Below are 24,749 nucleotides of genomic sequence, written 5' to 3' on the forward strand. Positions count from 1 at the left end.
AGCCCGGGATCCATAGCCATAGGGAGTAGTTTGGCGAAGACTCGTGGTTGCCATCTTCTCCAACGACGTCATCCTGGGGGTATGGGTCCCGGGCTCGCGCTTTGCGCGCCCCGGGACGACGGCCGAGCGCGGCTATTCCGCCGCCTGCAACCGCACGCCAGCCTTCTTCGGCGCAATCCAGAACGCGGCCGGCCGCTCGAACAGGAAGTGCGCATTGAGCCGCAACGCGATCCGCCAGATCGCGAGTGCGCCGAGGACGCCCGCGACGGTGACGATCAGCGACACTGCGCCGATGTCGGGAATGATGCCGGTGCGCAGCAGCAGCGTCCGTGTCGTTGCCATCGGCAGGAAGAAGGCGAGATAGATCACGATCGAATGCTCGCCGCAGAAGCGCAGGAAGTTCATCCATTGGGCGCGCGCGAGCAGCGTGCCCATGGTGATGATCGCGCAGGCGCCGGCAAAGCCGAGCACGAGCGAGACGATCTTCCATTCGCTTGCCTCCAGCATGACGAGGCCGGCATTGACCAGAACCCAGGTCGCGAGCGCTGCGAGCGCCAGCCCCGGATGCTTCCGTGCGCGATCCGACAGGGCGAACACGTAAGGCGCGAACAGATAGCCAGAATAGAAATAGACGAAGCGCGAGCAGAACTCGTCGATCGCGGTCCAGCCGGTCGAGATGCGCGCCGTCTCCAGCGCGGCCGCGACGAGCCAGATCGCGGGCGGCGGAACCTTGCGTGTCAGTTTTGTGACGACGAAGAAGACCGGCAGGAGATAGATGAACCAGAGCGTGCCGAACGGCTCGACGAAAGATTCGAGGTACAGCAGGCCGACATGGTGCCAGCTCGTCTCCGCCGCGAAGGAAGGCGCCTTGAAGCCGAACTGAATCGTCACCCAGACGACATAAAAATAGGCGAAATGCACCACCTTGCGGTCGAGATAGGTGCGCCAGTCGCGGTCGATCACCAGCGGCAGGAACAGGCCCGAGATCAGGAAGAAATCCGGCATCCGGAACGGTTTTGCGAAGGCCACGAGAACATGCATGAAACCGGTCTTGCCGGCGGCGAGCTCGACCCCCAGCACCGAATGCATCATCACGACCATGATGATGCAGATGCCCTTTGCGTAGTCGACCCAGTCGACACGCGCGGGCGGGGCTTTGCTGCCTCCGCTCCCTGCGATTGTGCCTGATGGTGCCATGGTGTCTCTTTTCGAGGCGTGTTCCGCCCCGTCCTGTGCGGGGGTGGGTCAGTGTGGGGCCGCTACGGTTTCCCACTTCTTTACCGATTCACTTTCCGTGCCGCTTTTTTCGATGCGGACTGTTCCTTCCCTTCGGGAAAATGCTAAACCGCCCCGCGTCGGGGTTTCGTTAACCAATTAAGACAGGGATTTTCATGCGCATCGCGATGATCGGCACGGGCTATGTGGGACTGGTGTCCGGAGCCTGCTTCGCCGATTTCGGTCACGACGTGACCTGCGTCGACAAGGACGAAAAGAAGATCGCGGCACTCCACCGCGGCGAGATCCCGATCTACGAGCCCGGCCTCGAGGAGCTGGTCGCCACCAACGTCAAGGCCAAGCGGCTCGACTTCACCACCGACCTGAAGCAGCCGGTCGCGGACGCCGATGCCGTGTTCATCGCGGTCGGCACGCCGTCGCGTCGTGGCGACGGCCATGCGGATCTGTCCTACGTCTATGCCGCCGCGAAGGAGATCGCGCAGTCGCTCCAGGGCTTCACCGTGGTGGTGACCAAGTCGACCGTGCCCGTCGGCACCGGCGACGAGGTCGAGCGCATCATCCGCGAGGCCAATCCCAACGCCGACGTCGTGGTCGCCTCGAACCCTGAATTCCTGCGCGAGGGCGCGGCGATCCGCGACTTCAAGTTTCCCGATCGCGTCGTCGTCGGCACCTCCGACGAGCGCGGCCGCAAGGTGATGGGCGACATTTATCGCCCGCTGTCGCTGAACCAGGCGCCGCTGATGTTCACCGCGCGCCGCACCGCCGAGATGATCAAATACGCCGCGAACGCGTTCCTGGCGACCAAGATCACCTTCATCAACGAGATCGCCGATCTCTCCGAAAAGGCCGGCGCCAACGTGCAGGAGGTCGCGCGCGGCATTGGCCTCGACAACCGCATCGGCACCAAGTTCCTGCATGCGGGTCCCGGCTTCGGCGGCTCGTGCTTCCCGAAGGACACCAAGGCGCTGATCAAGATCGCGCAGGACTACGACGTGTCCTTGCGCATCGTCGAATCCGTCCTCGCCGTGAACGAGAACCGCAAGCGCGCAATGGCGCGCAAGGTGAGCCAGGCGCTCGGCGGCAATCTGCGCGGCAAGACCATCGCGGTGCTCGGCCTCACCTTTAAGCCCGACACCGACGACATGCGCGATGCGCCGTCGATCCCGCTGGTGACGGGCCTGATCGACATGGGCGCCAAGGTCAAGGCGTTCGATCCGGTCGGCATGGAGCAGGCCAAGGGCGAGTTGCCCAGCATCATTTATTGCGAGGATGCCTATGCCTGCGCGCAAGATGCCGATGCGCTCGTCATCGTCACCGAGTGGGTGCAGTTCCGCGCGCTCGATCTTGACCGGCTGAAGAGCGTCATGGCGCAGCCCGTCGTCGTTGACCTCCGCAACATCTACCGTCCCGAGGAGATGGAAGCCGCCGGCTTCACTTATGACAGCATCGGCCGCCCGTCGGTGCAGGGCTGATTGCTGCATATGATTGTCATACCCCGCGAAGGCGGGGTATCCAGTAATCCACGATCTCGGTGATAACCGGGATCCAAGTTGACTGGATCACCCGCCTGCGCGGGTGATGACGGACACGAGATTTTGCCCCGCAGCTTCGACACGCCCTTACCCATCGATGCCGTGCTCGACGACCTCTCGCGCACGCTGGAGGCGCATAATGCGGCCGTGCTGGTGGCGCCTCCGGGCGCCGGCAAGACCACGCGCGTGCCGCTGGCGCTGCTCGACGCGCCCTGGGTCAAGGGCAAGAAGATCATCGTGCTGGAGCCGCGCCGGATCGCGGCGCGGGCCAGTGCCGATCGCATGGCCAAGTCGCTGGGCGAGCGCGCCGGCGAAACCGTGGGCTACCGCGTCCGCTTCGGCTCGAAGATCTCGCGCGCGACGCGCATCGAGGTGGTGACCGAGGGCATCTTCACCCGCCAGATCCTCGACGATCCCGAACTGTCAGGCATTGCCGCAATCCTGTTCGACGAATTCCACGAACGCTCGCTCGATGCCGATATGGGCCTCGCGCTCGCGCGCGATGCGCAGACCGGCCTGCGCGAGGATTTGCGTATCCTCGTGATGTCGGCGACGCTCGACGGCGCGCGCGTGGCAAAGCTGCTCGGCGATGCGCCCGTCGTCGAGAGCGAGGGGCGCGCCTTCCCGGTCGAGACGCGCTATCTCGGCCGCAAGGCGGATGCGCCGATCGAGCGGCAGATGGCGGATGCGATCGCATCCGCGCTGCGCGCGGACGGCGGTTCCGTGCTGGCCTTCCTGCCGGGCGCCGCCGAAATCCGCCGCACCCAGAATTTCCTTTCCGAGCGTGTGCACGACGCGTCGATCGAGATCGTGCCGCTGTTCGGCGCGCTCGACGCCGCGGTGCAGGATCGCGCGATTTCGCCCGCACCCAAGGGCATGCGCAAGGTGGTGCTGGCGACCTCGATTGCGGAGACCTCGCTGACGATCGAAGGCGTGCGCATCGTGGTCGATTCCGGTCTTGCCCGCGTGCCGCGCTACGAACCCGACATTGGCCTGACCAGGCTCGAGACTGTGCGTGCCGCGCGAGCGGCGGTGGACCAGCGTCGCGGCCGCGCCGGCCGCACCGAGCCGGGTGTTTGCTACCGGCTCTGGGACGAGCCGCAGACGGCCTCGCTCGCACCCTACACCCAGCCGGAAATCCTGAGCGCCGATTTGTCCTCGCTGGTGCTCGATCTCGCGCAATGGGGCGTCGCTGATCCCTCAGCGTTGTCGTTCCTCGATCCGCCGCCGGGGCCGGCGTGGAAAGAGGCCAAGAGCCTGCTCGAAGAACTCAACGCGCTCGATGGCGACGGCCGCATCACCGCCGAGGGCAAAAGCCTGCGCGCGCTGGCGCTGCCGCCGCGGCTGGCGCGCATGATCGTGGATTCGCATCGGGTCGGCGAGGGCGAAGCCGCCGCCGAGATCGCCGCCATCATCACCGAGCGCGGGCTTGGCGGCGACAGCGTCGATCTCGAGCACCGGCGCGACCAGTTCCGCCGCGACCGCTCGCCGCGCGCCGCCAGCGCGCGGGACCTCGCGCGCCGCTGGGCTTCGCAGGTCGCGGCCTCCGAGAAGGCGGGACCGGCGGAGGATCTCTCCACGGGGCTGATGCTCGCTTATGCCTTCCCCGACCGGGTCGCGCGCAACCGCGGCAATGGCAGTTTTGTTCTTGCCAACGGCCGCGGCGCCGCGGTCGAGCAGACCTCCTCGCTCGCCCGTGCGCCCTATATCGCCATCGGCGAGATGACGGGCACGGCCGCGAGCGGACGCATCCTGCTCGCTGCCGCCATTTCGCAGGACGCGATCGAGCAGCATTTTGCCGCGCATATCGAGAGCGCCGACGAGATCTCGTTCGACCGCGGCGCGATGGCGCTGCGTGCGCGGCGCAAGCGCGTGCTGCATGCGATCACCTTGTCCGAAGCGACGATGGCCGTGTCGCCCTCGGAGGACACCGCACGCATTTTCGCCGATGGATTGATCGCCGCCGGACTCGACCGGCTGCCCTGGTCGAAGGCCGCCAAGCAATGGCGCGACCGCGTGATGTTCCTGCGCAAAGCCGAGGGTGATAGCTGGCCGGACCTGACGGATGACGGGCTGATCGCGCGGCGCGACGATTGGCTGGTGCCGGCGCTCTACGACAAGATCGCGCTGAAGGACATTTCGCCGGGCGATCTCTCCGACGCGCTGATGGCGATGTTGCCGTGGGAGATGCGCGCGCGGCTCGACCGCGAGGCGCCGACGCATTTCGAGGCGCCGACGGGAAGCGTGCTCGCGATCGACTACGAGGCCGAGCAGGGGCCGACCATCGCCGTGCGGCTGCAGGAATTGTTCGGCCTCAACACCCATCCCTCGATCGCTGCCGGCAAGGTGCCCCTGGTGCTGGAATTGCTGTCGCCGGCCCAGCGCCCGGTGCAGGTGACGCGCGACCTTCCGGGCTTCTGGCGCGGCAGCTATGCCGCCGTGCGCTCCGATTTGCGCGGCCGCTATCCGCGCCATCCCTGGCCCGACGATCCCGCGAGCGCCGTGCCCACCCGCCGGGCGAAGCCGCGCGGGACTTAAGAGGTCTTTTCCCTCGCCCCGCATTGCCGAGGAGAGGTTTAGGTCACCCCATTAACCGTCCGCTCATCCTTTTCGTCAAAATGACACGGGCGTCGGCGTGGCTCCGCTCGCGGTCGGCCTTGCCGCGTGGTGAAATCGGGCTCCCGGCTCGGAACTGGTGTAATGCGTAACATTATGATCTTCGCGGCCGTACTGATCGGCCTCGGCACTTTCATGGCGCAGATGGCGGACAGGATGAGCTCCGCGTCCGCAACCTCGGCGCCGCGCACGACGATCGCCGTTGCGGCGACCGCGCCGGCCGGCGGCCGAAGCCTCGCCATTTCCCGTGACGGCCGCGGTCATTTCCAGACCGAGGGCCGGATCGACGGCCAGCGCATCGGCTTCATGGTCGACACCGGCGCCTCCGTGGTTGCGCTGAATGAGACCTCGGCGGCCCGCTTCGGCCTGCGTCCCTCGCGCAGCGAGTACAACGCCACCGTCTCCACCGCCAACGGTACCATCAAGGCCGCCCGCACCCGCATCGCCATGCTCGACGTCGGCGGGCTCGTCGTGCGCGACGTCGATGCCATGGTGCTGCCGGACGAGGCGCTGTCGGAGAACCTGCTCGGCCTCTCCTTCCTGTCCCGCCTGAAGCGCTTCGAATATTCCAACGGCCAGATGGTGCTGGAGCAATAGGCGGAGCCCGCCACGATCAGCCGCCGTCCATTTCAAACGAGATTTCTTTGCCTTTACCGCCCCGGCGGTAACGTTTCTTCGTTACCAAACTGCCGCAATTATCGGCCATAAGCCTTCATTCCCGCCTTCCGCTGCAGCCCCGCATTCGCTAAGGCTGCCCCAATTCCTGCCCTTTTCACGAGACCGTCTCAATGTTCCCGAAGCCGAAATCCGTCCTTCTGCCAAACACCTATGCCTTCGAATCCGAACCGATGGTGAAACCGACGGGCTTTCGCGAATATGACGCGCGCTGGTTGTTCCAGAAGGAAATCAACCTGATGGGCGTGCAGGCGCTCGGCATGGGGCTGGGTGCGCTGATCGCCGAGCTCGGCGTCAAGCAGGAGATCGTTACCGGCCACGATTTCCGCGGCTATTCGGCCTCGATCAAATATGCGCTGATCTCCGGCCTGATGGCGGCGGGCTGCAAGGTGCACGACATCGGGCTTGCGGTGACGCCGATGGCCTATTTCGCGCAGTTCGATCTCGACGTGCCCGCCGTCGCGATGGTCACGGCCTCTCACAACGACAACGGCTGGACCGGCGTGAAGATGGGCGCCAACCGTCCGCTGACCTTCGGCCCCGACGAGATGACGCGTCTGAAGGAGATCGTGCTCAACGCCGAGTTCAAGAACAAGGCGGGCGGCGCCTACCAGTTCCACGAGAACTATCCGGCGCGCTACATCGCCGATCTCACCAATCGTCCGAAGCTGAAGCGCAAGCTCAAGGTCGTCGCGGCCTGCGGCAACGGCACCGCCGGCGCGTTCGCGCCGCAGGTGCTGGAGGCGATCGGCTGCGAGGTGATCCCGCTCGACACCGAGCTCGACCACACCTTCCCGAAATACAATCCGAACCCTGAAGACATGGAGATGCTGCACGCGATCCGCGACGCGGTGCTGCATCACAAGGCCGATGTCGGCCTCGGCTTCGACGGCGACGGCGACCGCTGCGGCGTCGTCGACAACACCGGCGAGGAGATCTTCGCCGACAAGGTCGGCGTGATGCTGGCGCGCGACATGTCGGCGATCCACAAGGACGCGCATTTCATCGTCGACGTGAAGTCGACCGGCCTGTTCGTCACCGATCCCGTGCTGCAGAAGCAGGGCGCTAGGACGGACTATTGGAAGACCGGCCATTCCTACATGAAGCGCCGCACCAACGAGACCGGTGCGCTCGCGGGCTTCGAGAAGTCCGGCCACTTCTTCTTCAACAAGCCCTATGGCCGCGGCTATGACGACGGCCTGGTCTCGGCGATCGCGATCTGCGACATGCTGGACCGTGCGCCCAGCAAGTCGATGGCCGATCTGAAGGACGCGCTGCCGAAGACCTGGTCGTCGCCGACGATGTCGCCGCATTGCGCGGACGAGACCAAATACGGCGTCATCGACCAGGTGGTGAAGCATTTCGAGGGCTTGCAGGCCAAGGGTGCCAAGATCGGCGGGCAGTCGATCCGCGATCTCGTCACGGTCAACGGCGTGCGCGTCACGGTCGAGGACGGCAGCTGGGGCCTGGTGCGCGCCTCCTCCAACAAGCCGGAGCTCGTCGTCGTGGTCGAGAGCCCGGTCTCCGAGCAGCGCATGCACGACATGTTCGAGATGGTGAACAGCGTGCTGCGCACGCATCCCGAAGTCGGCGAGTACAATCAGACGATCTGAGCTGGCTTTAACGTCTGATCGCCGTACCCACCGCTGTCATGCCCCGCGAAGGCGGGGCATCCAGCACGCTGCGGCTTCTCGATTTGATCACTGACGTCACGGAATACTGGATCGCCCGGTCAAGCCGGGCGATGACAGCGTTTGTGCGGCGGCTACGTCTCACGCCGTCCGCAGCGAGCCCAGGAAGCCGTCGACCTCCGCCTTGAGACGCTCGGATTGCGATGACAGTCCGGCGGCGGCCTGGTGCATCTTCGAGGCGGCCATGCCTGCCTGCTCTGACGCCTTGCTGACGCCGACGATATTGTTGTTCACCTCGCGGGTGCCGGTGGCGGCCTGATGCAGGCTGCCCGCGATCTCGCGCGTCGCCAGGCCCTGTTGGTCGACCGCGGAGGAGATCTGGCCGGAGATCTGATCGATCTCCGCGATGGTTGCGCCGATCGCCTGGATCGCGTTGACGGCGTCGTTGGTTGCGCTCTGGATGCTCTGGACCTGCGCCGAGATCTCCTCGGTGGCTTTCGCGGTCTGGTTTGCCAGCGCCTTCACTTCGCTCGCGACGACGGCAAAACCCCTGCCGTGCTCGCCGGCACGGGCGGCTTCGATGGTGGCATTGAGCGCCAGCAGATTGGTCTGGCTCGCGATGGTCTGGATCAGCGTGACGACCTCGCCGATCTTCTGCGTGCCGCTGGCAAGGCCTTCGACCACCTCGTTGGTGCGGCGGGCTTCGCTCGCGGCCTTGGCCGCGATCTCCGCGGAGCGGGAGACCTGCTGGGTGATGCTGCTGACCGAGGCGGTGAGCTCTTCGGTCGCAGCCGCCACCGTCTCGACATTGCTGGAAGCCTGGTTCGACGCAGAGGCCGCGGCGGCGGTCTGGCGCGCGGTGTCCGCGCTGTTGTTGCTCATCGCCGAGGACAATTGCTGCACTTCGCCGGCGGCGAGCGCCACGGCCTGCACGATGCCGCCGATGCTGCGCTCGAAATTGCCGGCGAGCCGCTGCTTGGCGGCCTCACGCTCGTCCTTGGCGCGTTGCTCGACGTCGTGGCGCTCGTTGTTGGCCCGCGCTTCCGCGGCCACCGCCGTCTGAGCCTCGGCCGTCTTGACGGCCGTGGTCTCGAACAGCTCCTGAAGCTTGAGCGCGAGCGCGATCAGCACGCCGGCCTCGATCAGCAGGATCACGGCATGCAGCACGACGCGGCCGAAATCGGAGCCGCCGGGATAGATCGCCGCGGGCAGCAGGAAGTTCAACGCGATATGATGCAGCGCCACCGCCACCGTCGCGGCGACGATCGGCCGGTAGTCGCAATAGGCGACGATGCAGGCCAGCGCCGCGAAGAAGTACATGTGCATGTCGATCTGCCAGGGATGTCCTTCCAGCTGGTAGGTGAACATCGACACGCCGCTCATCAGCGCGACGGCGAACACGAGGCGCGTGGAGAGGCCGTTGCCCGACATCCGCCAGGACAGGGTCGCCGCGAGCGCGAAGATCGTCATGAACACGGCGGGGACGAGCCAGGCCTTGCCCAGCATGAGTCCGATGACCACGCTGATCGGCACGTGCAGCCAGAGCACCGCGGCAAGGACCTTGCTGGTGGTTTGACGCAGCGATTCCAGTCCGTCGTTCTCGACAATCATTTCATCCCCCCGGAGCTATCTGCCAAAACATGCTGCAACCGCTTGCGCGTCCATCACGAACCAGGCGCCTGCTTCGTGCAGGCGCGTCAGTCCGTCATGGTCATCCGGGCGGACGACGAGAAGAGTGGGAAGGGCGGTGGCCCTGACGACCGCCGCTTGCGCCGATCCCGCAGCCTGAAACACCTGCTGCGTGCTCCACCAGGGTGGAAACGCAACTGCGACGACTGTCGCGCCCGGACGAACCTGTAAGGTGAGGATTGCGAGCGCGATCCAGCCTGCGACCAGCAACCCGGTCGCATTCGCCCAGGCAGGCCACCGCCGGGACGGAATCGCCATTCTCCCCTCCATTTCCCGAAACTAGGCGGGCATGGCTAATCCCCGGTAAACATCCGGTTAGGACCGGTACGTAAGACTACTGTGCCGGCGGCGGTGCGTGGCGTGGAGGCACTCGGGAACCTAGCCTCCTGGCGGGCCGAACAGGGCGCGCAGCTTCGCGCCCGCACCGCGCGCCCTCCAGGCATCGCCCAGCATCGCGCCCCATTCGCCGAGCGCGATCCGCACTGGATTGAAGGAGGGGGTGCGGCCGACGAGGCCGAAGCGAAGCGGCTGATCCGACGGTCGTTCGGCAAAGGTGCCGAACAGGCGGTCGAACACGATCAGGATGCCGCCGTAGTTCTTGTCGAGGCACGGCTCGTTGCAGGCATGATGCACGCGATGATGGCTCGGCGTGTTGAGCACCCATTCCAGGATGCCGAGCCGTGGCGCGAAGCGGCTGTGGATGAAGAACTGGTAGAGCAGGTTGATCCCGAGCATCGCGACGATCGCAAGGGGATGGAAACCGATCAGCGCAAGCGGCAGGAAGAAAAGGAAGTTGCCGGAGATGTTGCCGGTCCAGCCGAGCCGGATCGCCGCCGTCAGGTTCAGCCGCGTCGTCGAGTGATGCACCGCATGAGTCGCCCACATCCAGCGAATCCGATGCGAGGCGCGATGCTGCCAGTAATACAGGAACTCGCTGCCCAGGAATAATCCCGCGAGCGCAAGCGGGCTCGCCTGCGCGAAGTCGAGCAGGCGATGCTCGTACAGGCAGGCGAACGGCACCGCGAGAATCCCGGCCTCGACCGCGCGCAGCACGTTCTGGCCGAGCGCCACGCCGAACGACGCCATGCTCTCACGCCAGTCGTGGGTCTCGCGATGAGCAAGGTGGCCGATGCCGTATTCGAGCAGCATCAGGCCGATCGCCGTTGCCAGGACAACGCGCCGGAGCGTCGGATCGAGCAGAAGTGTGGCGTAGCCCACGGCATCCTCCTATTTCGGCGCGACGCCGGTGCTGACCGCGCTGTCCCTCAGCGCTTGCGCGCGGGGCAGTGTTTGTGCGCAAGTCGAAGTGAGCTGGCCGGCATGGGATTGCAGGCAGGCCAGGATGCGTCCACCACCCGGCGCGACGTTGCTGCAAAGGCTCTCGTAATCAGTGCGGCAGGCCTGCATGACCGCGCGTGCTTCGCTGCGCATCTGCGGCGTGATCTGCGTTTGCAGCTGGCTCTGGGCGAACGCCGGGGTGGAGGCGCCGAGGGCGACGATGGCTGCGGCTTGCGGCAGGAAGCGGAGGGAATGGAGAATGAATGGCACGATGCTGATCCTTTCTGATCCGATGCGGCTGGTCGCCGCCGCGCGGGGCGAGCGCGGCGACGATGTCGAGAAGCTCAGCGCGTGACCGTGCCAGTGCGGGTGTAGGTGTTGCCGGCCGGGCCGGTGCGGGTGACGTTGCGCGAGCAGTTTCCGTTGGCGCAGCCTCCCGTCGCGGTGACGGTGGAGGTACCCCGCGGCCCGCTCGCCGTCGCCGACCGCGTCCACGCATTGGCGTCGGCTGCCGCGGCAACCGAAAGGGCGCCGATGACGAGGGAGGTGAGGAAGAGCTTGTTCATGGTCGTCGTCTCCTTTGTGGTGGCTGCCGCGAGCGGGAGCCATGCGGAGGAGACTGGAGCTGCGGCGTCTGCGCCGCATTGCCGGGACGAAACGATTGTTATGGCTTTGTCGGCCCGATGTAACACTATGTAACAAGGGCGCCGCTGCCCTTGCGCGGCGCGCGCGGTCGTCCACAATGCCGTTATGAACGCGCATTCGGCCACAATTCTCATGGTGGAGGACGATTCCGAGATCAGCCGGCTCGTCGCCGATTTCATGCGGCGCGAGGGGTTCGAGGTCGCTTGCGTCGCCGACGGCAAGGCGATGGACCAGATGCTTCAGCGCCTGCGGCCCGATCTCGTCATCCTCGATTTGATGCTGCCGGGCGAGGACGGTCTTTCGATCTGCCGTCGCTTGCGCGCCGACGATTCCCTCCCGATCCTGATGTTGACCGCCAAGAGCGACGAGATCGACCGGGTGGTCGGTCTCGAGATGGGGGCCGACGATTATCTGACGAAGCCGTTCGGGCCTCGGGAGCTCCTTGCACGCGTTCGCGCAATCCTGCGCCGCGCCAACGGTGTGCCGGCAAAGCCGCTGGTCCGCCGTTTCGCGTTCGATCGCTTCGTCATAGATCTCGATTCCCGCAGCGTCGAGATGGTCGCGGCCGCGACGGCGGCATTGCAATTGACCAGCGCCGAGTTCGACCTGCTCGGCTGCTTCGTGCAGCGTCCGCGCCGGGTGCTGACCCGCGACCAGATCCTCGACTGGACGCGCGGCCGATCGGCCGAGCCGTTCGACCGCACGGTGGACATGCTGATCTCGCGGCTGCGCAAGAAGCTCGATGGCGCAAGCCCCGGCTCCGGCCTGATCACGACGGTACGCAACGGCGGATATCTGTTCACCGCGGCCGTGAAACAGGTGTCGTGATGCTGCGCGTGACGCTTGCCGCGCGGCTGGCGCTGATCGGACTGGTCGGCTTCTCGGTGGTCGTCACCGTCATCCTGGCGGTCTTCTACCGGACCACGGTGCACGAGAACGAGCTGACGCGGCCGTCGCCCGCGCGGCTCGATGCGCTGGCAACGCTGCTCGAGCGCGTGACCGGCGACTCGCGGCAGGCCGTCCTGGACGCGGTGTCGTCGCCACAATTCATGGTGCGGATCGTGCCGTCGGGCACGCCCGTCAGCGGCGAGACGCCGCCGCAGCAGGCGCAATTGCGCGAGACCTATGCAGCCGGTCTCGCCGGCCGGCCCGTCGAGATCGTGGCACCGCCCGATCATCGCGCCAGCCGGCTGTTTCCCCGCATCGCACGGCTGATGGCTAACGCGATCGAATTCCGCATCGGCCTGCGCGGCGGCGATCTCTTGATCATCGACGCCTACACCCGGCTGCCGGTCACCCCGTTCGGTCTGCCGGTCGGTTTCGGCGCGGGCCTGTTCGGCTCGATCGTGGCGCTGCTGGCCCTGCTGGTCATGCAGCGCGAGACGCGCCCCCTGGCGCAACTCGCCGCGGCGGTCGATCGTGTGGACTTGTCCGCCGATCCGCCGCAGTTGCCCGACGCGAGGCGCAGCGCACCGGAGATCCGCGCCGTCATCGCCGCGTTCAACCGCTTGCAGAGCCGGCTCGCGGAGATGTTGCGGGCGCGAATGACGCTGGTCGGCGGCATCGCCCATGACGTCAGGACGTTTGCAACGCGGCTGCGGCTACGGGTCGAGCACATTCCCGACGATGTCGAACGCCAGCGGGCGGTGGCCGATATCGACGACATGATCCGGCTGCTCGACGATGCGCTGCTGTCGACGCGGGCGGGAGCGGGCGGCCTGTCGCAGGAGATGATCGAGCTTGCGGCCTTGATCGCAGTCGAGGTGCACGACCGGCGCGTTCAGGGCGCGTCGATTGATCTGGTCACGGAGGAGCGCGCGCGGAACGCCGTCGTCCTCGGCGACCGGCTGGCGCTGCGGCGCATCCTCGCCAACATCATCGACAATGCGCTCGCCTATGGTCACGCGGCGCATGTGCGCGTGGCCCTGAGGGGCGGGGCCATCGTCGTGTCGATCGACGACGAGGGGCAGGGCATTCCCGCAGATCAGCGCCAGACCGTGCTGGAGCCGTTTCACCGGTTGGAGAAGTCGCGCAATCGCGCGACCGGGGGCGCCGGCCTCGGCCTTGCCGTGGTTCGCAACCTGGTCGAGGCGCATGACGGGACGATCGACATCGGCGCGGCCCCGGGCGGAGGGACGCGCGTCGACGTCACCTTGCCGGTGTTCCGGCCGGCTTCGTAAAGAAACGCTTCAAAGCGAGAACCCGCCTCAGGCCGCCACCACCGCCGGGATCGGCAGCGCCGTGACCGACTTGATCTTCTCCATCGCGAAGCGCGAGGTGACGTTCTTCAGCGGCACGGCGCTGATCAGCTTCTTGTAGAACACGTCATAGGCCTGCATGTCCGCGACCACGACGCGCAGCATGTAGTCGACGTCGCCGGCCATCCGGTAGAATTCCATCACCTCGGGCATGGCGCTGACGGCTTCGGCGAATTTCTTCAGCCAGGCGTCGGAATGGTCGGAGCTTTCCACCGAGACGAACACCGAGATGCCGAGCCCGATCTTGTTCTGGTCGACGAGGGCGACTCGCTTGATGATCACGCCGTCGGCTTCCAGCCGCTGGATGCGCTTCCAGCAGGGGGTCGAGGACAGGCCGACGCGGTCGCCGATCTCGGCGACGGACAGCGAGGCATCCTCCTGAAGCACCATCAGAATCTTGCGGTCGATGGCATCGAGGCGGCGGCTGGTCTCGGGGGGCTGGACAGCGAGGTCAGTCATCTGAAGAACTTTGTTCCATATCAGGGGTATAATTCCCTGATATAGAGAAAATATTTCTATAGCAAGCCCATTATCTCGGCGGTCGGTCGGCCTCCGTCAGCCCCGCGTCGCGCAAAAGCCGTTCAACTTCAATGCGTTGAGGGGCAGCTTGGCCGCCGCCATGGCGAGTGCATTTCAGCGCTGCGGCGGCCGCGGCGAATCGCAGCGCCTCCCGCACCCCCGCGCCCTCGGCGAGGCGAAGCGCGAAGGCGCCATGGAAAACGTCACCTGCGCCGAGCGTGTCGACCGCTGCGACCGGGAAGGCCGCGGTCTCTTCGAGCTCGCCGGTCTCGTTCAGCCAGATCGTGCCGTCCGGTCCGCGCGTGGCCGCGAGGAAGGCGGGCGTCACCTTGGCGAGAAGCCTCAAGGCCTCGCCGTCCTCGGTGACGCCGGAGGTCTCCTGCACCTGCTCGCTGGCGAACAGGAGGTGCGAGCCCGCCATCAGCAGGCCGTCCTGCAGCGACATCGCGCGATCGACGCCGACGATGACGGGAATGCCGCGCTGACGTGCCTCGGCGCAGAGCCCAGTGGCGAACGCGGCGCAGCGGCTTTCCACGAGCAGTGCCCCGCAATCGGCGAGCAATTCGTCGGCGTCGGGCAACGCGACGGTCCAGAGAGCCGGATCGCGGAAGATCGTCAGCGTCCGCTCACCCGTCGCGTCGATGATGATCGCAGAGACGGGCGTGCTCACATCGGGCATGCGCACGATATGGCTGGTGTCGATACCCTCGGCGGCCATGCGTTCAAGAATGAAGCTGCTCGACGTCTCCCGCGCATCGCCCATGGGCCCCGCGAATGCGACGCGGCCGCCAAGCCGCGCGATGGCGATCGCGGCATTGAGCGCGTTGCCACCGCAGATCTCGGCGAGATGGCTGGCATTGGCCTTGCTGCCGCGCGCGGGAACCGCCTCGACCCGGAAGGTGAGGTCGCGCACGGGAATGCCGATGCAGAGGATGCGCGGCGCTGTCCCGGATCGCAGCATCGATGATCGCTTATGCGCCGCTCTTGTCGTGGACCCAGCGGCCGAGCAAGTGATGGGCGATGGCGAAGGGATGCGGGCCGGCGAGCCCGTCCGGATGCGTGCGGGTCAGCATCAACGTGGCCTCCTCGCGCGTGAACCAGCGCGCGTCCTCCAGCTCCATGCGATCGACGACGATATCCTCGCTCACGGCCCGCGCGCTGCAGCCGATCATCAGCGACGACGGATAGGGCCAGGGCTGGGTCATGTAATACTGCACGTCGGTGCAGCGAATGCCTGATTCCTCGAGGATCTCGCGGCGCACCGCGTCCTCGATGGTCTCGGCGGCTTCCACGAAGCCGGCGAGGCAGGAATACATGCCGGGCGGAAACTGCTTCTGGCGGCCGAGCAGGCACTTGTCGCCGGAGGCAACGTGCATGATCACGACCGGATCGGTACGCGGAAAATGCTCGGCCTTGCAGGAAGGACAGTCGCGCTTCCAGCCGCCTTCCTTCATCGCGCTGCGCGTGCCGCAATTGGCGCAATAGCCGTGGCGCTGGTGCCAGCTCACCATCGACTTCGCCATCGCGATCGCCGAGAGCTCCTCAGGGGGAATCGCGCCCTGCATCGCCATGCCGCGCAGCTCGGTCAGGGTATAGTCCTCGCGCCCTACCAGCTTCTCGGCGGTCGCCTGCGACAGGCCCATGCCGAACATCGCGGCGCCGTCGCGTAGCCCCAAGAAGATCGTGCCGGGATTGGCGCCGCACTTCAGCGCCTCCTCGATCCCGAGCAGCGCACGCACCTTGTCGCCCTCGCGCTTGACCAGCAGCGAGTCACGGTAAACCACATAGGCGCGCGAGGAGGGCTTCTGCTCCATCGCGAACAGCTTCTCGTCGTCGCGGCGCAGATGCGCGGCGCGATCGAGGATGTTGGTGACGAAGGCCGGCTGTCCCAGCGGAAAGGCGTCGAATGCTGACATTATGTTCTTTCAACCCAACCAGATCTTGCGGCGAAGTGCGCTGATGAAATTCTGAACCTCCGCGGCGTCGTGCGCCAGAGGCGGCATCACGCCCCAGACCGGCCGCGGCCAGGCCGCGTCACTGGTGCGGCGCGCGATGATGTGGACGTGAAGCTGCGGCACGAGATTGCCGAGGGCGGCGACGTTGAGCTTGTCGCATTTGGTGATCTCCTTCAGCGCGCGCGAGACGCGGGAGATTTCGGTCATCAACTGTGCCTGCTGCACCTCGTCGAGATCGATGATCTCGACCGCATCGGGCCGCCGCGGCACCAGCAGTAGCCAGGGATAATGCGCGTCCTTGATGACCAGCACCTTCGACAGCGGCAAATCGCCGATATCGATGGTGTCCTCTTTCAGGCGGGAATGCAGCGACCAGGCGGGTTCGGACATATGTGTTTCCGGATGGCCCGATGGGGAGCGGGCATGCTTGATATGACCATACGATAGGGATTCCGATAGGGGAAGGATCGTGCCCCGCGGTCACCGCATACGCGATCGTCGTCCCGGACAAGCGCAGCGAAGATCCGGGACCCATAACCACAGGGGGTGGTTGTTATGCGAGCCGGCAACTCCGAGTCTTCGCCAAACTCGATCCTGTGGCTATGGATTCCGGGCTCGCGCTGCGCGCGCCCCGGAATGACAAAAGACTACGCCTCCGCCAGCACCCGCGCATTTCCGCGCACGGAGGCTTCGCTGACGCGGATGCCCAGGCCGGGGCCGTCGGGCACCACGACAAGACCGTTGCGATTCGCAACGCGCTCTTCCAGCACGTCCTCGGTCAGCACGTGGTGCGGCATGTAAAATTCGCAGCCGAGCGAGATGCCTGGCGTCGCCGCGATCAGCTGCGTGCTGGCGGCAAGGCCGATGCCGCCTTCCCACAACGTGCCGCCATAGCCGGGCAGGCCGGCGATGTCGGCGATCGCCATGATCGCCTGCGCCTCGAACAGGCCGCCGGCTTTCATCAACTTGATCGAGACGGCGTCGGCCGCCTCGCGGCGCACCACCTCCATCATGTCGCGGCGGTCGAAGCAGCTCTCGTCGGCGAGCACGGGCGTCTCCAGCGCGGCGGTGAGCTGCGCCATCGCGTCGAGGAATTTGCGCGGCACCGGCTGCTCGATGAAGGTCGGCGCAAATTCCTCGACGTCGCGCAGGATCTTGATGGCGCCGAACGGCGCCAGCGCCTGGTTGTAGTCGACGCGCAAATCCACCTTGTCGCCGAACTCTTTCCGGATTGCTTCGAGATGATCGAGATCCTCGCGATGCGGCTTCACTCCCGTCTTGACCTTATAGATGACGTTGCCGTCGGGAACCATTTTCCGCATGCGTTCCAGATCGGCGGCGAAATCGGGATCGGCGATCGAGAAGGAGAGGGGGATGGTGTCGCGCACGCGGCCGCCGAGCAGGTCGGCAACGGAAAGCCCCGACGATTTGCCGACGATGTCGAGCAGGGCCATCTCGATTGCGACCTTGGCCTCGGCATGTCCGACCAACGCGCGGTCGAGCTCTGCCATCAGCGCGCGGATGCGGCGCACGGGTTTGCCGAGCACGATCGGACGCAGATAGATGTTGAGCGCGGAGAAGGCCGCTTCCGGCGTTCCCGTGAACACTTCCCACGGCGCTGCCTCGCCCCAGCCGATCACGCCGTCGCTCGAGGTGAGCTCGATCAGCACGCGCTTCACGGTGCCCTTGACGTTGCCGACGCCTTGCAGGCGCGCCATCTTGATCGGGCTCTCGATCAGGAACAGCCTGATTCTTTCGACGGTTGCTTCGCTCATGTCAGGCCTCCATTGACGTGCCAGACCTGGCCGGTGACGTAGGACGCCTTCGGTGACGCCAGGAAGGCGATGATCTCTGCGACTTCCTCCGGACGGCCGCGGCGGCGCATCGGGATCAGCGCTTCGGTGGCGGCGATCTGCTCGGGCGACAGCCGGCTCTCGCTGGGCTTGTCCTTGACGATCAGGCCCGGTGAAACCGCGTTGACGGTGATGCCGTCCTTCGCAAGCTCGATCGCGGTGAGGCGCACCAGCGCTTCCAGCGCGGCGCGGCTCGCGGCGGTCGCGGCGAAGGGTGCGAATTCGGGCCGGATCGCATGGGCGACGAAGGATGATACCGCGACGATGCGCGCATCCTGTCCCGCGCGCAGCAGCGGCAGCGCGGCTTCGACTAGCCTCGTGAAGGCCAGCGCCGATTCGTCCATCGCCTGGCGAAACGCATCTGCCGGCGTGCCGATGGCGCTGCCGCGGCGGGCGTGGCCGCCGACGAGGACGAGGCCATCGAGCCGGCCGAAGGCGGTTTGCGCGGCTGCGACGGCTTCGGTCGCTGCCGCTTCCCCGGCGAGGTCGCCGAGGCATTTGGCGACCATTGCACCTTTCGCTTCGGCATCGGCGGCCGTGGCATCGAGGCCTTCGGCGTTCGAGCGCGTGTGGAGCAGCAGCGCGACGCCCGGCGCGGCGAGCAGTTTTGCGGTGGCACGGCCGATGCCGCTGGCGGCGCCGGTCACGAGATAGACGCGGTTGATATCTGGCATCAGCTTGTCGCGTTGGCCGGCGGCAGCGCGCCGGTGCGGTGGAAATGGCTGAGGAAGGCGCGCGTTGCGGCCTCCCCGGGGTTGTCGATTACCTGCCGCGCGGGGCCTTCCTCCACCACGACGCCGTAGCGCATGAAGATGAGGCGGTCAGCGACCTCGCGGGCAAAGGCGATCTCGTGGGTCACGATCACCATGGTCATGCCTTCGGACGCCAGCTGCTGGATCACGTTCAGCACCTCGCCGACCAATTCAGGATCGAGCGCCGAGGTTGCCTCGTCGAACAGCATCACGTCAGGCTCCATCGCCAGCGCGCGCGCGATCGCGACGCGCTGCTTCTGCCCGCCGGAGAGCGTCGCCGGATATTGGTCGGCCTTTTCCGCGAGCCCTACCTTGGCGAGCTGCGCCCGCGCGAGCTTCTCGGCATCCGCCCTCGCCATGCGCCGCACCGTCACCGGTCCCTCCATGACGTTCTGCAGCGTCGTCATGTGCGGGAACAGGTTGAAGTGCTGGAACACCATGCCGGTGGTGGCGCGGAATTTGGCCAGAGTCTTCACATCGGGCAGCTTCGCGCCATCGCCGAACGCAAAGCGCGTGTCGCCGACGCGGACGCTGCCGCCGTCGGGCACGACCAGCAGATTGATGCAGCGGAGCAGCGTCGACTTGCCCGAGCCTGACGGTCCGATCAGCGCAACGACCCCGCCCTTGGCGACGTCGAGGCTGATGTTCTTCAGGACCTCGTTGCTGCCGAAGCTTTTGCGTAAGGCTCGGATCTCGATTTTAGACGGCTCGCTCATTCGCTCACCGCCAGTCGCTTCTCGCCGCGGCGGACGATGATGGTCAGCGGAATCAGGATCGCCGCATAGGCGACCGCGACCGCGGTGTAGGCCTCCAGCGGCCGGTAGCTGTCATGCGCCGCGACCTGGCTCTGATAGACGAGGTCGGGCACCGCGAGCACCGAGACCAGCGAGGTGTTCTTGAACTGGATGATCGACTGGTTCATCAGTGCCGGGATCATGCGCTTGATCGCCTGCGGCAGCACGATGCGCCGCATGCTCTGGCCCGGCGTCATGCCGAGCGCGGCGCCGGCCTCCGACTGGCCCTTGTCGATCGAGATGATGCCGCCGCGGATGATCTCCGAATAGAACGAGCCGCCGTAGAGCGAGAGCGCCAGCGCCGAGGCCGTGATCGGCGTCATCTCGACGCCGGCGAGGATCGGCAGCGCGTAATAGAACCAGATCAGTTGCACCAGGATGGGGGTGCAGCGGAACGCCTCGATGAAGGTGAGGGCGAGCAGGCGCAACGCCCTGAAGCGAGACAGGCTGCCGAAGGCACCCAGCAGGCCGAACAGCAGCCCGCACACCACGATGACGATCGTGAAGCCGACGGTGACGCCAAGCCCGTTGAGAAACAGCCAGCGATAGCTCCAGAGGATGCCGAAGTCCCAATGATACATGCGTGCGTTACTCGTCGTGGGTGCGATCTCGCACCGTCGTTCCGGGGCTCGCGAAGCGAGAACCCGGAACCTCGAGATTCCGGGTTCGCCCTTCGGGCGCCCCGGAATGACCGTGAAGATTTACAGCGACACGCCCGGCGGAATGTCCGCTTCCGTCACGCCCACCAGCTCCATGTTGGTGATGATGGCGTTGCGGATGAAGCCGAGGCCCTTGTTGAAGTCGATCCAGGTGTTGACGTAGTCGCGCCAGGTCTTGTCGCTCTCGCGGCGGAAGCCTGCATTCGACGTCGTCGCGAAGATCGGCGTCGGCAGCACGAGCTGGCCGAGCGAGGGGTTCTTCTTCAGCACGGTCAGCGACAGCATGGTGATCAGGCACTGCGCGTCGACGCGGCCGGTCTGCAGTGCGGCGGTGGCATCGTCCGCGGTCTTCAGCCGCGTGATCTGCGCCTTCGGCGTCAGGCGGCTGACGACCTGGTCGTGCGAGGAGCCCTGGTCGACCGCGATCTTGATGTCGGGCGAGTTCAGCTCGGCCCAGCTCTTCGGCTTGAAATCCTTCTTGCAGAGGATGGCGAAGGCGTTGTTGAAGACCGGCACCGAGAAGTCGACCACCAGCGCGCGCTTCGGGGTCGGGTTGAGGCCAAAGAAGATGTCGATCTTGTTGGCCTGCAGGTCCAGCACCGAATTGCCCCACGTGGTCTCGGTGATCTCGAGCTCGGCCTCCATGTCGTCAGCCAGTCCCTTGGCGATGTCGACGTAGAAGCCCTTCCACTGACCGCTGGAGAGATCCTTCATGTAATAGGGCGCGCCGCCGCCGACCGCACCGATCCGCATCTTCTTGGTGCGGCGGATGCGGGCAAAGGTCGATTCGCTGGGATCGGCAGTCTGGGCCACGGCCGGAGCGGCCAGCGTGGCTGCGGCTACCGCACCAAGCCCGACGATCGATGCAACATCACGACGTGTAACCATTGGGATCACTGCTTTTCTGGTTGGGTGGAGTTCCGCCAAGGTTCTTAGCAAAGGTGGTGCCAGCAGAGAAAGCACAGCCTATCGGCTGGGCAGTGCCGGAATTGCCCGGATGCTGGGCAAGATCAAGCTGTTCGGGTCGATACCCGCTTGCTTTCCGGTCCCTTTGGCCCCAAATAGGGACCGGGAGATTGGCGGTGGACGAGCCACTCGCCAACCGGGTCAGGTCCGGAAGGAAGCAGCCCTAACGAGGTCCGGATCGGGTCGCTCGTCAGTCTCCTACCTGTTTTTCGAGCGAACCAGCGCCGGCGGCACCAGTCGCCAGCGCGCTCCTTTCCGCAAAAACCGGCCAAGAGACATTTCATTGCGGATCGACCGATGACCGACGCTGGCGCCCCTCCGAACCCCGATAGCGCCGGCCAGGCCAACGCACCTTACCGGGTGCTGGCGCGCAAATACCGCCCCTCCTCATTCGACGATCTGATCGGCCAGGAGGCCGTGGTCCGCACCGTCTCCAATGCGTTCGAGACCGGCCGTATTCCACAGGCCTGGATCCTCACGGGCGTCCGCGGTGTCGGCAAGACCACCACCGCGCGCATCCTGGCCCGTGCGCTCAACTACGAGATGCCGGATGGCTCGGTGAAGGGGCCGACCATCCACATGCCGACGCTCGGCGTGCATTGCCAGGCGATCATGGAAAGCCGGCACATGGACGTGCTGGAGATGGACGCGGCGTCGCACACCGGCGTCGACGATGTCCGCCAGATCAATGACAGCGTGCGCTATGCACCGGCCAGCGCCCGCTACAAGGTCTACATCATCGACGAAGTCCACATGCTGTCGACGGCGGCGTTCAACGCCTTCTTGAAGACGCTGGAGGAGCCGCCGGAGCACGCCAAGTTCGTGTTCGCTACCACCGAGATCCGCAAGGTTCCGGTCACGGTGCTGTCGCGCTGCCAGCGTTTTGATCTGCGCCGCGTCGAGGCCGACGTGCTCATGAAGCATCTCGCCAATATCGCCAGCAAGGAAAACGTCGAGATCGAACCGGAGGCGCTCGGCATCATCGCGCGGGCGGCCGAAGGCTCGGTGCGCGATTCGCTCTCGCTGCTCGACCAGGCGATCGCGCATGCGGCAGGCCAGGTGAAGGCGGACGCGGTCAGGCAGATGCTCGGCCTTGCCGACCGCACCCGCGTCATCGACCTCTTCGATTCGCTGGCGCGCGGCGATATCGCTGCCGCCTTTAGGGAATTCCGCGACCAGTATGACGTCGGCGCCGATCCCATCGTCGTGCTGTCGGACCTTGCCGAATTCGTCAATTTCGTCACCCGCGTGAAGATCGTGCCGGCGACGGCCGACAACGTCGCCTATGGCGAGACCGAGCGCGTGCGCGCGAAGGAGTTCGCCTCGAAGATCTCGATGCGCGTGCTGTCGCGGATGTGGCAGATGCTGCTCAAGGGCATCACCGAGGTGCAGGCCGCGACGCGCCCCGCCGCAGCCGCCGAGATGGTGCTGGTGCGCATCGCCTATGTCGCCGACCTGCCGACGCCGGACGAAGCGATCAGGATGCTGGAGCAGAACGGCGGCGGCTCGCCGGTCGTGGGCGGCGGCGGTGCTGCGCGCGGCGGCGCGCCCTCTGCGCCGATGGCGTCCGCGGCGCCGGTATCGGCTGCGCCAATTCGCATGCCGACATCGTCGCCGACGGCGTTCGGTGGCGGCGGCGCCCGGCCGCAGATGGTTGCCCCCGCGCCGGATCCGCAAGGCGCCGCGCCGCAGCTGCGCATCACGAGCTTCACCCAGCTCGTCGCGCTTGCCAGCCAGAAGCGCGACGTCATGACCAAGGCCGCGCTGGAAGGCGACATGCGCCTCGTCCGTTTCGAGGAGGGCCGGCTCGAAATCGCGCTCGAGCCGAACGCCTCGAAGACCATGATCACCGAGCTCGCGCGAAAATTCGAGATGTGGACCGGTCGGCGCTGGACCGTGATCGTCTCGAACGAACAGGGCCAGCCGACGCTGCGCTCCGTGAACCAGGCCGCGAAGCAGGAGCATGCCCGCACCGCCGAGGCCGATCCGCGCGTGAAGGAGGTGCTGTCGCGCTTCCCCGGTGCGAAGGTCGTCGAGGTCCGCAGGCTTGCCCCCGAGACGCCGGAAACCAATATAAACACTGACTATGGCAGTGACGATCCGCCCGACGGTTCCGACGGCGACGACGATCTCTGATCCATCAATTTCTTAGGGACACCCGAGCTATGGCTGATTTTCTCGGCATGATGAAGCAGGCAGCGCAGCTGCAGTCCAAGATGCAGGAAATGCAGGAATCCCTGGCCAATGTGGAGGTCGAGGGCATCTCCGGCGGCGGTCTCGTCGCCGTGCGCATGACTGCGAAGATGGACGTCAAGGGTGTCAAGATCGATCCCTCCCTGATGAAGCCGGAAGAGCAGGAAGTGCTGGAAGATCTGCTCGTCACCGCCCTCAGCGATGCGCGCCGCAAGGCGGAGGCGGCGATGCAGGAGAAGATGCAGTCGCTCACCGGCGGGCTCGGCCTGCCGCCGGGGCTGTTCGGCCAGTAAGATGGGCGCGGTTGCAGGTCCCGAAATCGAGCGGCTGGTTCAGCTGCTCGCGCGGCTGCCGGGCCTTGGCCCGCGCTCGGCGCGGCGCGCGGCGCTGCATCTGATCAAGAAGCGAGAAGCGTTGATGATGCCGCTGGCCTCGGCCATGCAGGTCGCGCTGGACAAGGTCCAGGTCTGCAAGACCTGCGGCAACATCGACACGCAAAATCCCTGCACCGTCTGCATCGACCCGAAGCGCGATCCCGCCATCATCGTCGTCGTCGCTGACGTCGCCGATCTCTGGGCGCTGGAGCGGGCCAATGCGACTCAAGGGCGCTATCATGTGCTGGGCGCGACATTGTCGCCGCTCGACGGTGTCGGCCCGCAGGATCTGACCATCGACGCGTTGGTGGCGCGCGCGCATGATGCGCAGGTGCACGAGATCATCCTGGCGTTGAATGCGACGGTCGACGGCCAGACCACGGCGCATTACATCACCGATCTGCTGCAGGACGCCAATGTAAAGGTGACGCGGCTCGCTCACGGAGTTCCAGTCGGCGGCGAGCTTGATTATCTCGACGAAGGTACGCTATCGGCAGCGATGCGGCAGCGCACCCTATTCTAGAGCGTTTTCGAGCGAAGTGGATACCGGTTCGCGTGAAAAAAAACGCGTCACAACAACAATCTCCATCCAAGATCTCACGGAACGGACGACATGACGAAACTTTTCGCCACACGTTTGGCTTTGGTCGCGACGATGGCCATGCTGGTGACCCCGGCCATCTCCGCGCAGCAGGGTGACGAGGCGCCGCCGCCGTCGAAGCCCGGCAAGCCGATCAACAACGGCGACGTGCTGTCGGGCGAGCTGAACGCGATGAAGGTGCGCGACGTTAAGAACGGCAAGCGGGTTCCGATGTATCAGATCACCTCCGAGCCGCGACGCCTGCCGGCACCGAACGGGCTGTGCAATCTGGAGACCGGCCCGGAGACCTTCCAGCTCGTCACCTCCAGCGACGCGCAGGCCACGCAGCTGAAATCGTTCGTCGGCAAGGAGATTTCCGTCAAGGTCGACGAGATCGCCTGCGCCAGCGATGCCGGCCAGATGAGCGAGGCCGTGATCACGAAGTGGAGTCTGATCAAGAAGCAGTAGGGCGGCGACGTCCTCACCACGATTCCCGTGTCATCGCCCGCGAAGGCGGGCGATCCAGTACGCCGCGGCTTCTCGG

General features: G+C 65.9%; 25 protein-coding genes and 1 other RNA gene. 11 read left to right on the forward strand and 15 right to left on the reverse strand.

All coding sequences use genetic code 11. From position 1 onward, the window contains the following. Nucleotides 1–132: 132 nt before the first annotated feature. Nucleotides 133–1,197 carry an acyltransferase family protein gene (locus tag QRQ56_RS19670; protein ID WP_438742426.1) on the reverse strand — a complete coding sequence of 355 codons (1,065 nt, stop codon included), beginning with the start codon at nucleotides 1,195–1,197 and terminating at the stop codon, nucleotides 133–135. Nucleotides 1,198–1,391: 194 nt separating this feature from the next. Between QRQ56_RS19670 and QRQ56_RS19675 the strand changes: the two genes are divergently transcribed. The 4 genes from QRQ56_RS19675 (at nucleotide 1,392) to QRQ56_RS19690 (ending at nucleotide 7,672) form a co-directional block, all read left to right on the forward strand. Then, nucleotides 1,392–2,708, forward strand: a complete 1,317-nt coding sequence (locus tag QRQ56_RS19675; protein ID WP_438742427.1) for a UDP-glucose dehydrogenase family protein — start codon at nucleotides 1,392–1,394, stop codon at nucleotides 2,706–2,708. 123 nt (nucleotides 2,709–2,831) lie between these two features. After that, complete coding sequence (gene hrpB, locus QRQ56_RS19680) at nucleotides 2,832–5,306, forward strand: ATP-dependent helicase HrpB (protein ID WP_438743007.1); 2,475 nt, start codon at nucleotides 2,832–2,834, stop codon at nucleotides 5,304–5,306. Between the two features lie 162 nt (nucleotides 5,307–5,468). Further along, a complete protein-coding gene (locus QRQ56_RS19685; RefSeq protein ID WP_438742429.1) occupies nucleotides 5,469–5,981 on the forward strand; it encodes a TIGR02281 family clan AA aspartic protease in 513 nt (170 codons plus the stop codon). 191 nt (nucleotides 5,982–6,172) lie between these two features. Further along, entirely contained in the window at nucleotides 6,173–7,672 is a 1,500-nt protein-coding gene (locus QRQ56_RS19690) for a phosphomannomutase/phosphoglucomutase (protein WP_438742431.1), read from the forward strand. 159 nt (nucleotides 7,673–7,831) lie between these two features. Here the strand turns inward: QRQ56_RS19690 and QRQ56_RS19695 are convergent, their stop codons facing one another. The 5 genes from QRQ56_RS19695 to QRQ56_RS19715 form a co-directional block, all read right to left on the reverse strand. Then, entirely contained in the window at nucleotides 7,832–9,301 is a 1,470-nt protein-coding gene (locus tag QRQ56_RS19695; RefSeq protein WP_438742432.1) for a methyl-accepting chemotaxis protein, read from the reverse strand. Nucleotides 9,302–9,316: 15 nt separating this feature from the next. Next, nucleotides 9,317–9,637: a hypothetical protein gene (locus QRQ56_RS19700; RefSeq protein ID WP_438742433.1), complete on the reverse strand. Its 321-nt coding sequence runs from the start codon at nucleotides 9,635–9,637 to the stop codon at nucleotides 9,317–9,319. A gap of 120 nt (nucleotides 9,638–9,757) precedes the next feature. After that, nucleotides 9,758–10,597, reverse strand: a complete 840-nt coding sequence (locus QRQ56_RS19705) for a sterol desaturase family protein (protein ID WP_438742435.1) — start codon at nucleotides 10,595–10,597, stop codon at nucleotides 9,758–9,760. Between the two features lie 9 nt (nucleotides 10,598–10,606). Continuing rightward, nucleotides 10,607–10,927: a cysteine rich repeat-containing protein gene (locus QRQ56_RS19710; RefSeq protein WP_438742437.1), complete on the reverse strand. Its 321-nt coding sequence runs from the start codon at nucleotides 10,925–10,927 to the stop codon at nucleotides 10,607–10,609. A 74-nt stretch (nucleotides 10,928–11,001) separates the two neighbouring features. After that, nucleotides 11,002–11,223, reverse strand: a complete 222-nt coding sequence (locus QRQ56_RS19715) for a hypothetical protein (protein ID WP_438742438.1) — start codon at nucleotides 11,221–11,223, stop codon at nucleotides 11,002–11,004. Nucleotides 11,224–11,407: 184 nt separating this feature from the next. Between QRQ56_RS19715 and QRQ56_RS19720 the strand changes: the two genes are divergently transcribed. Together QRQ56_RS19720 and QRQ56_RS19725 are read left to right on the forward strand one after the other, a co-directional pair. After that, on the forward strand, nucleotides 11,408–12,130 hold the full coding sequence (locus QRQ56_RS19720; protein ID WP_438742440.1) for a response regulator: 723 nt from the start codon (nucleotides 11,408–11,410) through the stop codon (nucleotides 12,128–12,130). Continuing rightward, nucleotides 12,130–13,482 carry a sensor histidine kinase gene (locus QRQ56_RS19725; RefSeq protein ID WP_438742442.1) on the forward strand — a complete coding sequence of 451 codons (1,353 nt, stop codon included), beginning with the start codon at nucleotides 12,130–12,132 and terminating at the stop codon, nucleotides 13,480–13,482. The genes QRQ56_RS19720 and QRQ56_RS19725 overlap by 1 nt, the downstream gene beginning before the upstream one ends. 27 nt (nucleotides 13,483–13,509) lie before the next feature. Here QRQ56_RS19725 and QRQ56_RS19730 read toward each other — a convergent pair whose 3' ends face one another. The 9 genes from QRQ56_RS19730 to QRQ56_RS19770 form a co-directional block, all read right to left on the reverse strand. Next, nucleotides 13,510–14,019 carry an Lrp/AsnC family transcriptional regulator gene (locus QRQ56_RS19730; RefSeq protein ID WP_097661776.1) on the reverse strand — a complete coding sequence of 170 codons (510 nt, stop codon included), beginning with the start codon at nucleotides 14,017–14,019 and terminating at the stop codon, nucleotides 13,510–13,512. 70 nt (nucleotides 14,020–14,089) lie between these two features. Beyond that, nucleotides 14,090–15,040, reverse strand: coding sequence for a sugar kinase (locus QRQ56_RS19735; RefSeq protein WP_438742444.1), 951 nt, complete (start codon nucleotides 15,038–15,040; stop codon nucleotides 14,090–14,092). A 10-nt stretch (nucleotides 15,041–15,050) separates the two neighbouring features. Then, nucleotides 15,051–15,995 carry an NAD(+) diphosphatase gene (nudC, locus tag QRQ56_RS19740; RefSeq protein ID WP_438742446.1) on the reverse strand — a complete coding sequence of 315 codons (945 nt, stop codon included), beginning with the start codon at nucleotides 15,993–15,995 and terminating at the stop codon, nucleotides 15,051–15,053. Nucleotides 15,996–16,004: 9 nt separating this feature from the next. Then, nucleotides 16,005–16,424 (reverse strand): HIT domain-containing protein, encoded by a 420-nt coding sequence (locus QRQ56_RS19745; protein WP_438742448.1) that lies wholly within the window; start codon nucleotides 16,422–16,424, stop codon nucleotides 16,005–16,007. Nucleotides 16,425–16,681: 257 nt separating this feature from the next. Further along, nucleotides 16,682–17,809: a muconate cycloisomerase family protein gene (locus QRQ56_RS19750; protein ID WP_438742450.1), complete on the reverse strand. Its 1,128-nt coding sequence runs from the start codon at nucleotides 17,807–17,809 to the stop codon at nucleotides 16,682–16,684. Then, nucleotides 17,806–18,561 carry an SDR family NAD(P)-dependent oxidoreductase gene (locus tag QRQ56_RS19755; RefSeq protein WP_438742451.1) on the reverse strand — a complete coding sequence of 252 codons (756 nt, stop codon included), beginning with the start codon at nucleotides 18,559–18,561 and terminating at the stop codon, nucleotides 17,806–17,808. The genes QRQ56_RS19750 and QRQ56_RS19755 overlap by 4 nt, the downstream gene beginning before the upstream one ends. Next, the gene (locus QRQ56_RS19760; protein WP_438742452.1) at nucleotides 18,561–19,355 is read right to left on the reverse strand and encodes an amino acid ABC transporter ATP-binding protein; all 795 of its coding nucleotides are present in this window, start codon (nucleotides 19,353–19,355) and stop codon (nucleotides 18,561–18,563) included. The genes QRQ56_RS19755 and QRQ56_RS19760 overlap by 1 nt, the downstream gene beginning before the upstream one ends. After that, nucleotides 19,352–20,014: an amino acid ABC transporter permease gene (locus QRQ56_RS19765; protein ID WP_438742453.1), complete on the reverse strand. Its 663-nt coding sequence runs from the start codon at nucleotides 20,012–20,014 to the stop codon at nucleotides 19,352–19,354. The genes QRQ56_RS19760 and QRQ56_RS19765 overlap by 4 nt, the downstream gene beginning before the upstream one ends. Before the next feature lie 120 nt (nucleotides 20,015–20,134). Beyond that, nucleotides 20,135–20,980 carry a transporter substrate-binding domain-containing protein gene (locus QRQ56_RS19770; RefSeq protein ID WP_438742454.1) on the reverse strand — a complete coding sequence of 282 codons (846 nt, stop codon included), beginning with the start codon at nucleotides 20,978–20,980 and terminating at the stop codon, nucleotides 20,135–20,137. Nucleotides 20,981–21,163: 183 nt separating this feature from the next. On the opposite strand from QRQ56_RS19770, the gene ffs reads away from it, so the two are divergent. The 5 genes from ffs (at nucleotide 21,164) to QRQ56_RS19795 (ending at nucleotide 24,673) form a co-directional block, all read left to right on the forward strand. Then, an RNA gene (gene ffs / locus QRQ56_RS19775) (signal recognition particle sRNA small type) lies at nucleotides 21,164–21,260 on the forward strand. Between the two features lie 95 nt (nucleotides 21,261–21,355). After that, nucleotides 21,356–23,194 carry a DNA polymerase III subunit gamma/tau gene (locus QRQ56_RS19780; RefSeq protein ID WP_438742455.1) on the forward strand — a complete coding sequence of 613 codons (1,839 nt, stop codon included), beginning with the start codon at nucleotides 21,356–21,358 and terminating at the stop codon, nucleotides 23,192–23,194. A gap of 29 nt (nucleotides 23,195–23,223) precedes the next feature. Beyond that, nucleotides 23,224–23,544 (forward strand): YbaB/EbfC family nucleoid-associated protein, encoded by a 321-nt coding sequence (locus QRQ56_RS19785; protein ID WP_438742456.1) that lies wholly within the window; start codon nucleotides 23,224–23,226, stop codon nucleotides 23,542–23,544. 1 nt (nucleotide 23,545) lies between these two features. Then, on the forward strand, nucleotides 23,546–24,148 hold the full coding sequence (recR, locus tag QRQ56_RS19790; RefSeq protein ID WP_438742458.1) for a recombination mediator RecR: 603 nt from the start codon (nucleotides 23,546–23,548) through the stop codon (nucleotides 24,146–24,148). Between the two features lie 90 nt (nucleotides 24,149–24,238). After that, nucleotides 24,239–24,673, forward strand: coding sequence for a hypothetical protein (locus QRQ56_RS19795; protein ID WP_438742459.1), 435 nt, complete (start codon nucleotides 24,239–24,241; stop codon nucleotides 24,671–24,673). The last annotated feature ends 76 nt before the right edge of the window (nucleotides 24,674–24,749 follow it).

Source organism: Bradyrhizobium sp. U531, assembly GCF_051710265.1.
In the GTDB taxonomy this organism is placed as follows: Bacteria; Pseudomonadota; Alphaproteobacteria; order Rhizobiales; family Xanthobacteraceae; genus Bradyrhizobium.

What these genes read in the sequence shown, in the direction of transcription:
- QRQ56_RS19730 (WP_097661776.1), bottom strand. Translation starts at nt 14,019, where the DNA reads ATGACTGACCTCGCTGTCCAGCCCCCCGAGACCAGCCGCCGCCTCGAT.
- QRQ56_RS19725 (WP_438742442.1), top strand. Translation starts at nt 12,130, where the DNA reads ATGCTGCGCGTGACGCTTGCCGCGCGGCTGGCGCTGATCGGACTGGTC.
- QRQ56_RS19670 (WP_438742426.1), bottom strand. Translation starts at nt 1,197, where the DNA reads ATGGCACCATCAGGCACAATCGCAGGGAGCGGAGGCAGCAAAGCCCCG.
- QRQ56_RS19720 (WP_438742440.1), top strand. Translation starts at nt 11,408, where the DNA reads ATGAACGCGCATTCGGCCACAATTCTCATGGTGGAGGACGATTCCGAG.
- QRQ56_RS19785 (WP_438742456.1), top strand. Translation starts at nt 23,224, where the DNA reads ATGGCTGATTTTCTCGGCATGATGAAGCAGGCAGCGCAGCTGCAGTCC.
- QRQ56_RS19690 (WP_438742431.1), top strand. Translation starts at nt 6,173, where the DNA reads ATGTTCCCGAAGCCGAAATCCGTCCTTCTGCCAAACACCTATGCCTTC.
- QRQ56_RS19765 (WP_438742453.1), bottom strand. Translation starts at nt 20,014, where the DNA reads ATGTATCATTGGGACTTCGGCATCCTCTGGAGCTATCGCTGGCTGTTT.
- recR (WP_438742458.1), top strand. Translation starts at nt 23,546, where the DNA reads ATGGGCGCGGTTGCAGGTCCCGAAATCGAGCGGCTGGTTCAGCTGCTC.
- QRQ56_RS19780 (WP_438742455.1), top strand. Translation starts at nt 21,356, where the DNA reads ATGACCGACGCTGGCGCCCCTCCGAACCCCGATAGCGCCGGCCAGGCC.
- QRQ56_RS19715 (WP_438742438.1), bottom strand. Translation starts at nt 11,223, where the DNA reads ATGAACAAGCTCTTCCTCACCTCCCTCGTCATCGGCGCCCTTTCGGTT.
- QRQ56_RS19675 (WP_438742427.1), top strand. Translation starts at nt 1,392, where the DNA reads ATGCGCATCGCGATGATCGGCACGGGCTATGTGGGACTGGTGTCCGGA.
- QRQ56_RS19755 (WP_438742451.1), bottom strand. Translation starts at nt 18,561, where the DNA reads ATGCCAGATATCAACCGCGTCTATCTCGTGACCGGCGCCGCCAGCGGC.
- QRQ56_RS19760 (WP_438742452.1), bottom strand. Translation starts at nt 19,355, where the DNA reads ATGAGCGAGCCGTCTAAAATCGAGATCCGAGCCTTACGCAAAAGCTTC.
- QRQ56_RS19735 (WP_438742444.1), bottom strand. Translation starts at nt 15,040, where the DNA reads ATGCTGCGATCCGGGACAGCGCCGCGCATCCTCTGCATCGGCATTCCC.
- nudC (WP_438742446.1), bottom strand. Translation starts at nt 15,995, where the DNA reads ATGTCAGCATTCGACGCCTTTCCGCTGGGACAGCCGGCCTTCGTCACC.
- QRQ56_RS19795 (WP_438742459.1), top strand. Translation starts at nt 24,239, where the DNA reads ATGACGAAACTTTTCGCCACACGTTTGGCTTTGGTCGCGACGATGGCC.
- QRQ56_RS19685 (WP_438742429.1), top strand. Translation starts at nt 5,469, where the DNA reads ATGCGTAACATTATGATCTTCGCGGCCGTACTGATCGGCCTCGGCACT.
- QRQ56_RS19745 (WP_438742448.1), bottom strand. Translation starts at nt 16,424, where the DNA reads ATGTCCGAACCCGCCTGGTCGCTGCATTCCCGCCTGAAAGAGGACACC.
- QRQ56_RS19700 (WP_438742433.1), bottom strand. Translation starts at nt 9,637, where the DNA reads ATGGCGATTCCGTCCCGGCGGTGGCCTGCCTGGGCGAATGCGACCGGG.
- QRQ56_RS19750 (WP_438742450.1), bottom strand. Translation starts at nt 17,809, where the DNA reads ATGAGCGAAGCAACCGTCGAAAGAATCAGGCTGTTCCTGATCGAGAGC.
- QRQ56_RS19695 (WP_438742432.1), bottom strand. Translation starts at nt 9,301, where the DNA reads ATGATTGTCGAGAACGACGGACTGGAATCGCTGCGTCAAACCACCAGC.
- QRQ56_RS19770 (WP_438742454.1), bottom strand. Translation starts at nt 20,980, where the DNA reads ATGGTTACACGTCGTGATGTTGCATCGATCGTCGGGCTTGGTGCGGTA.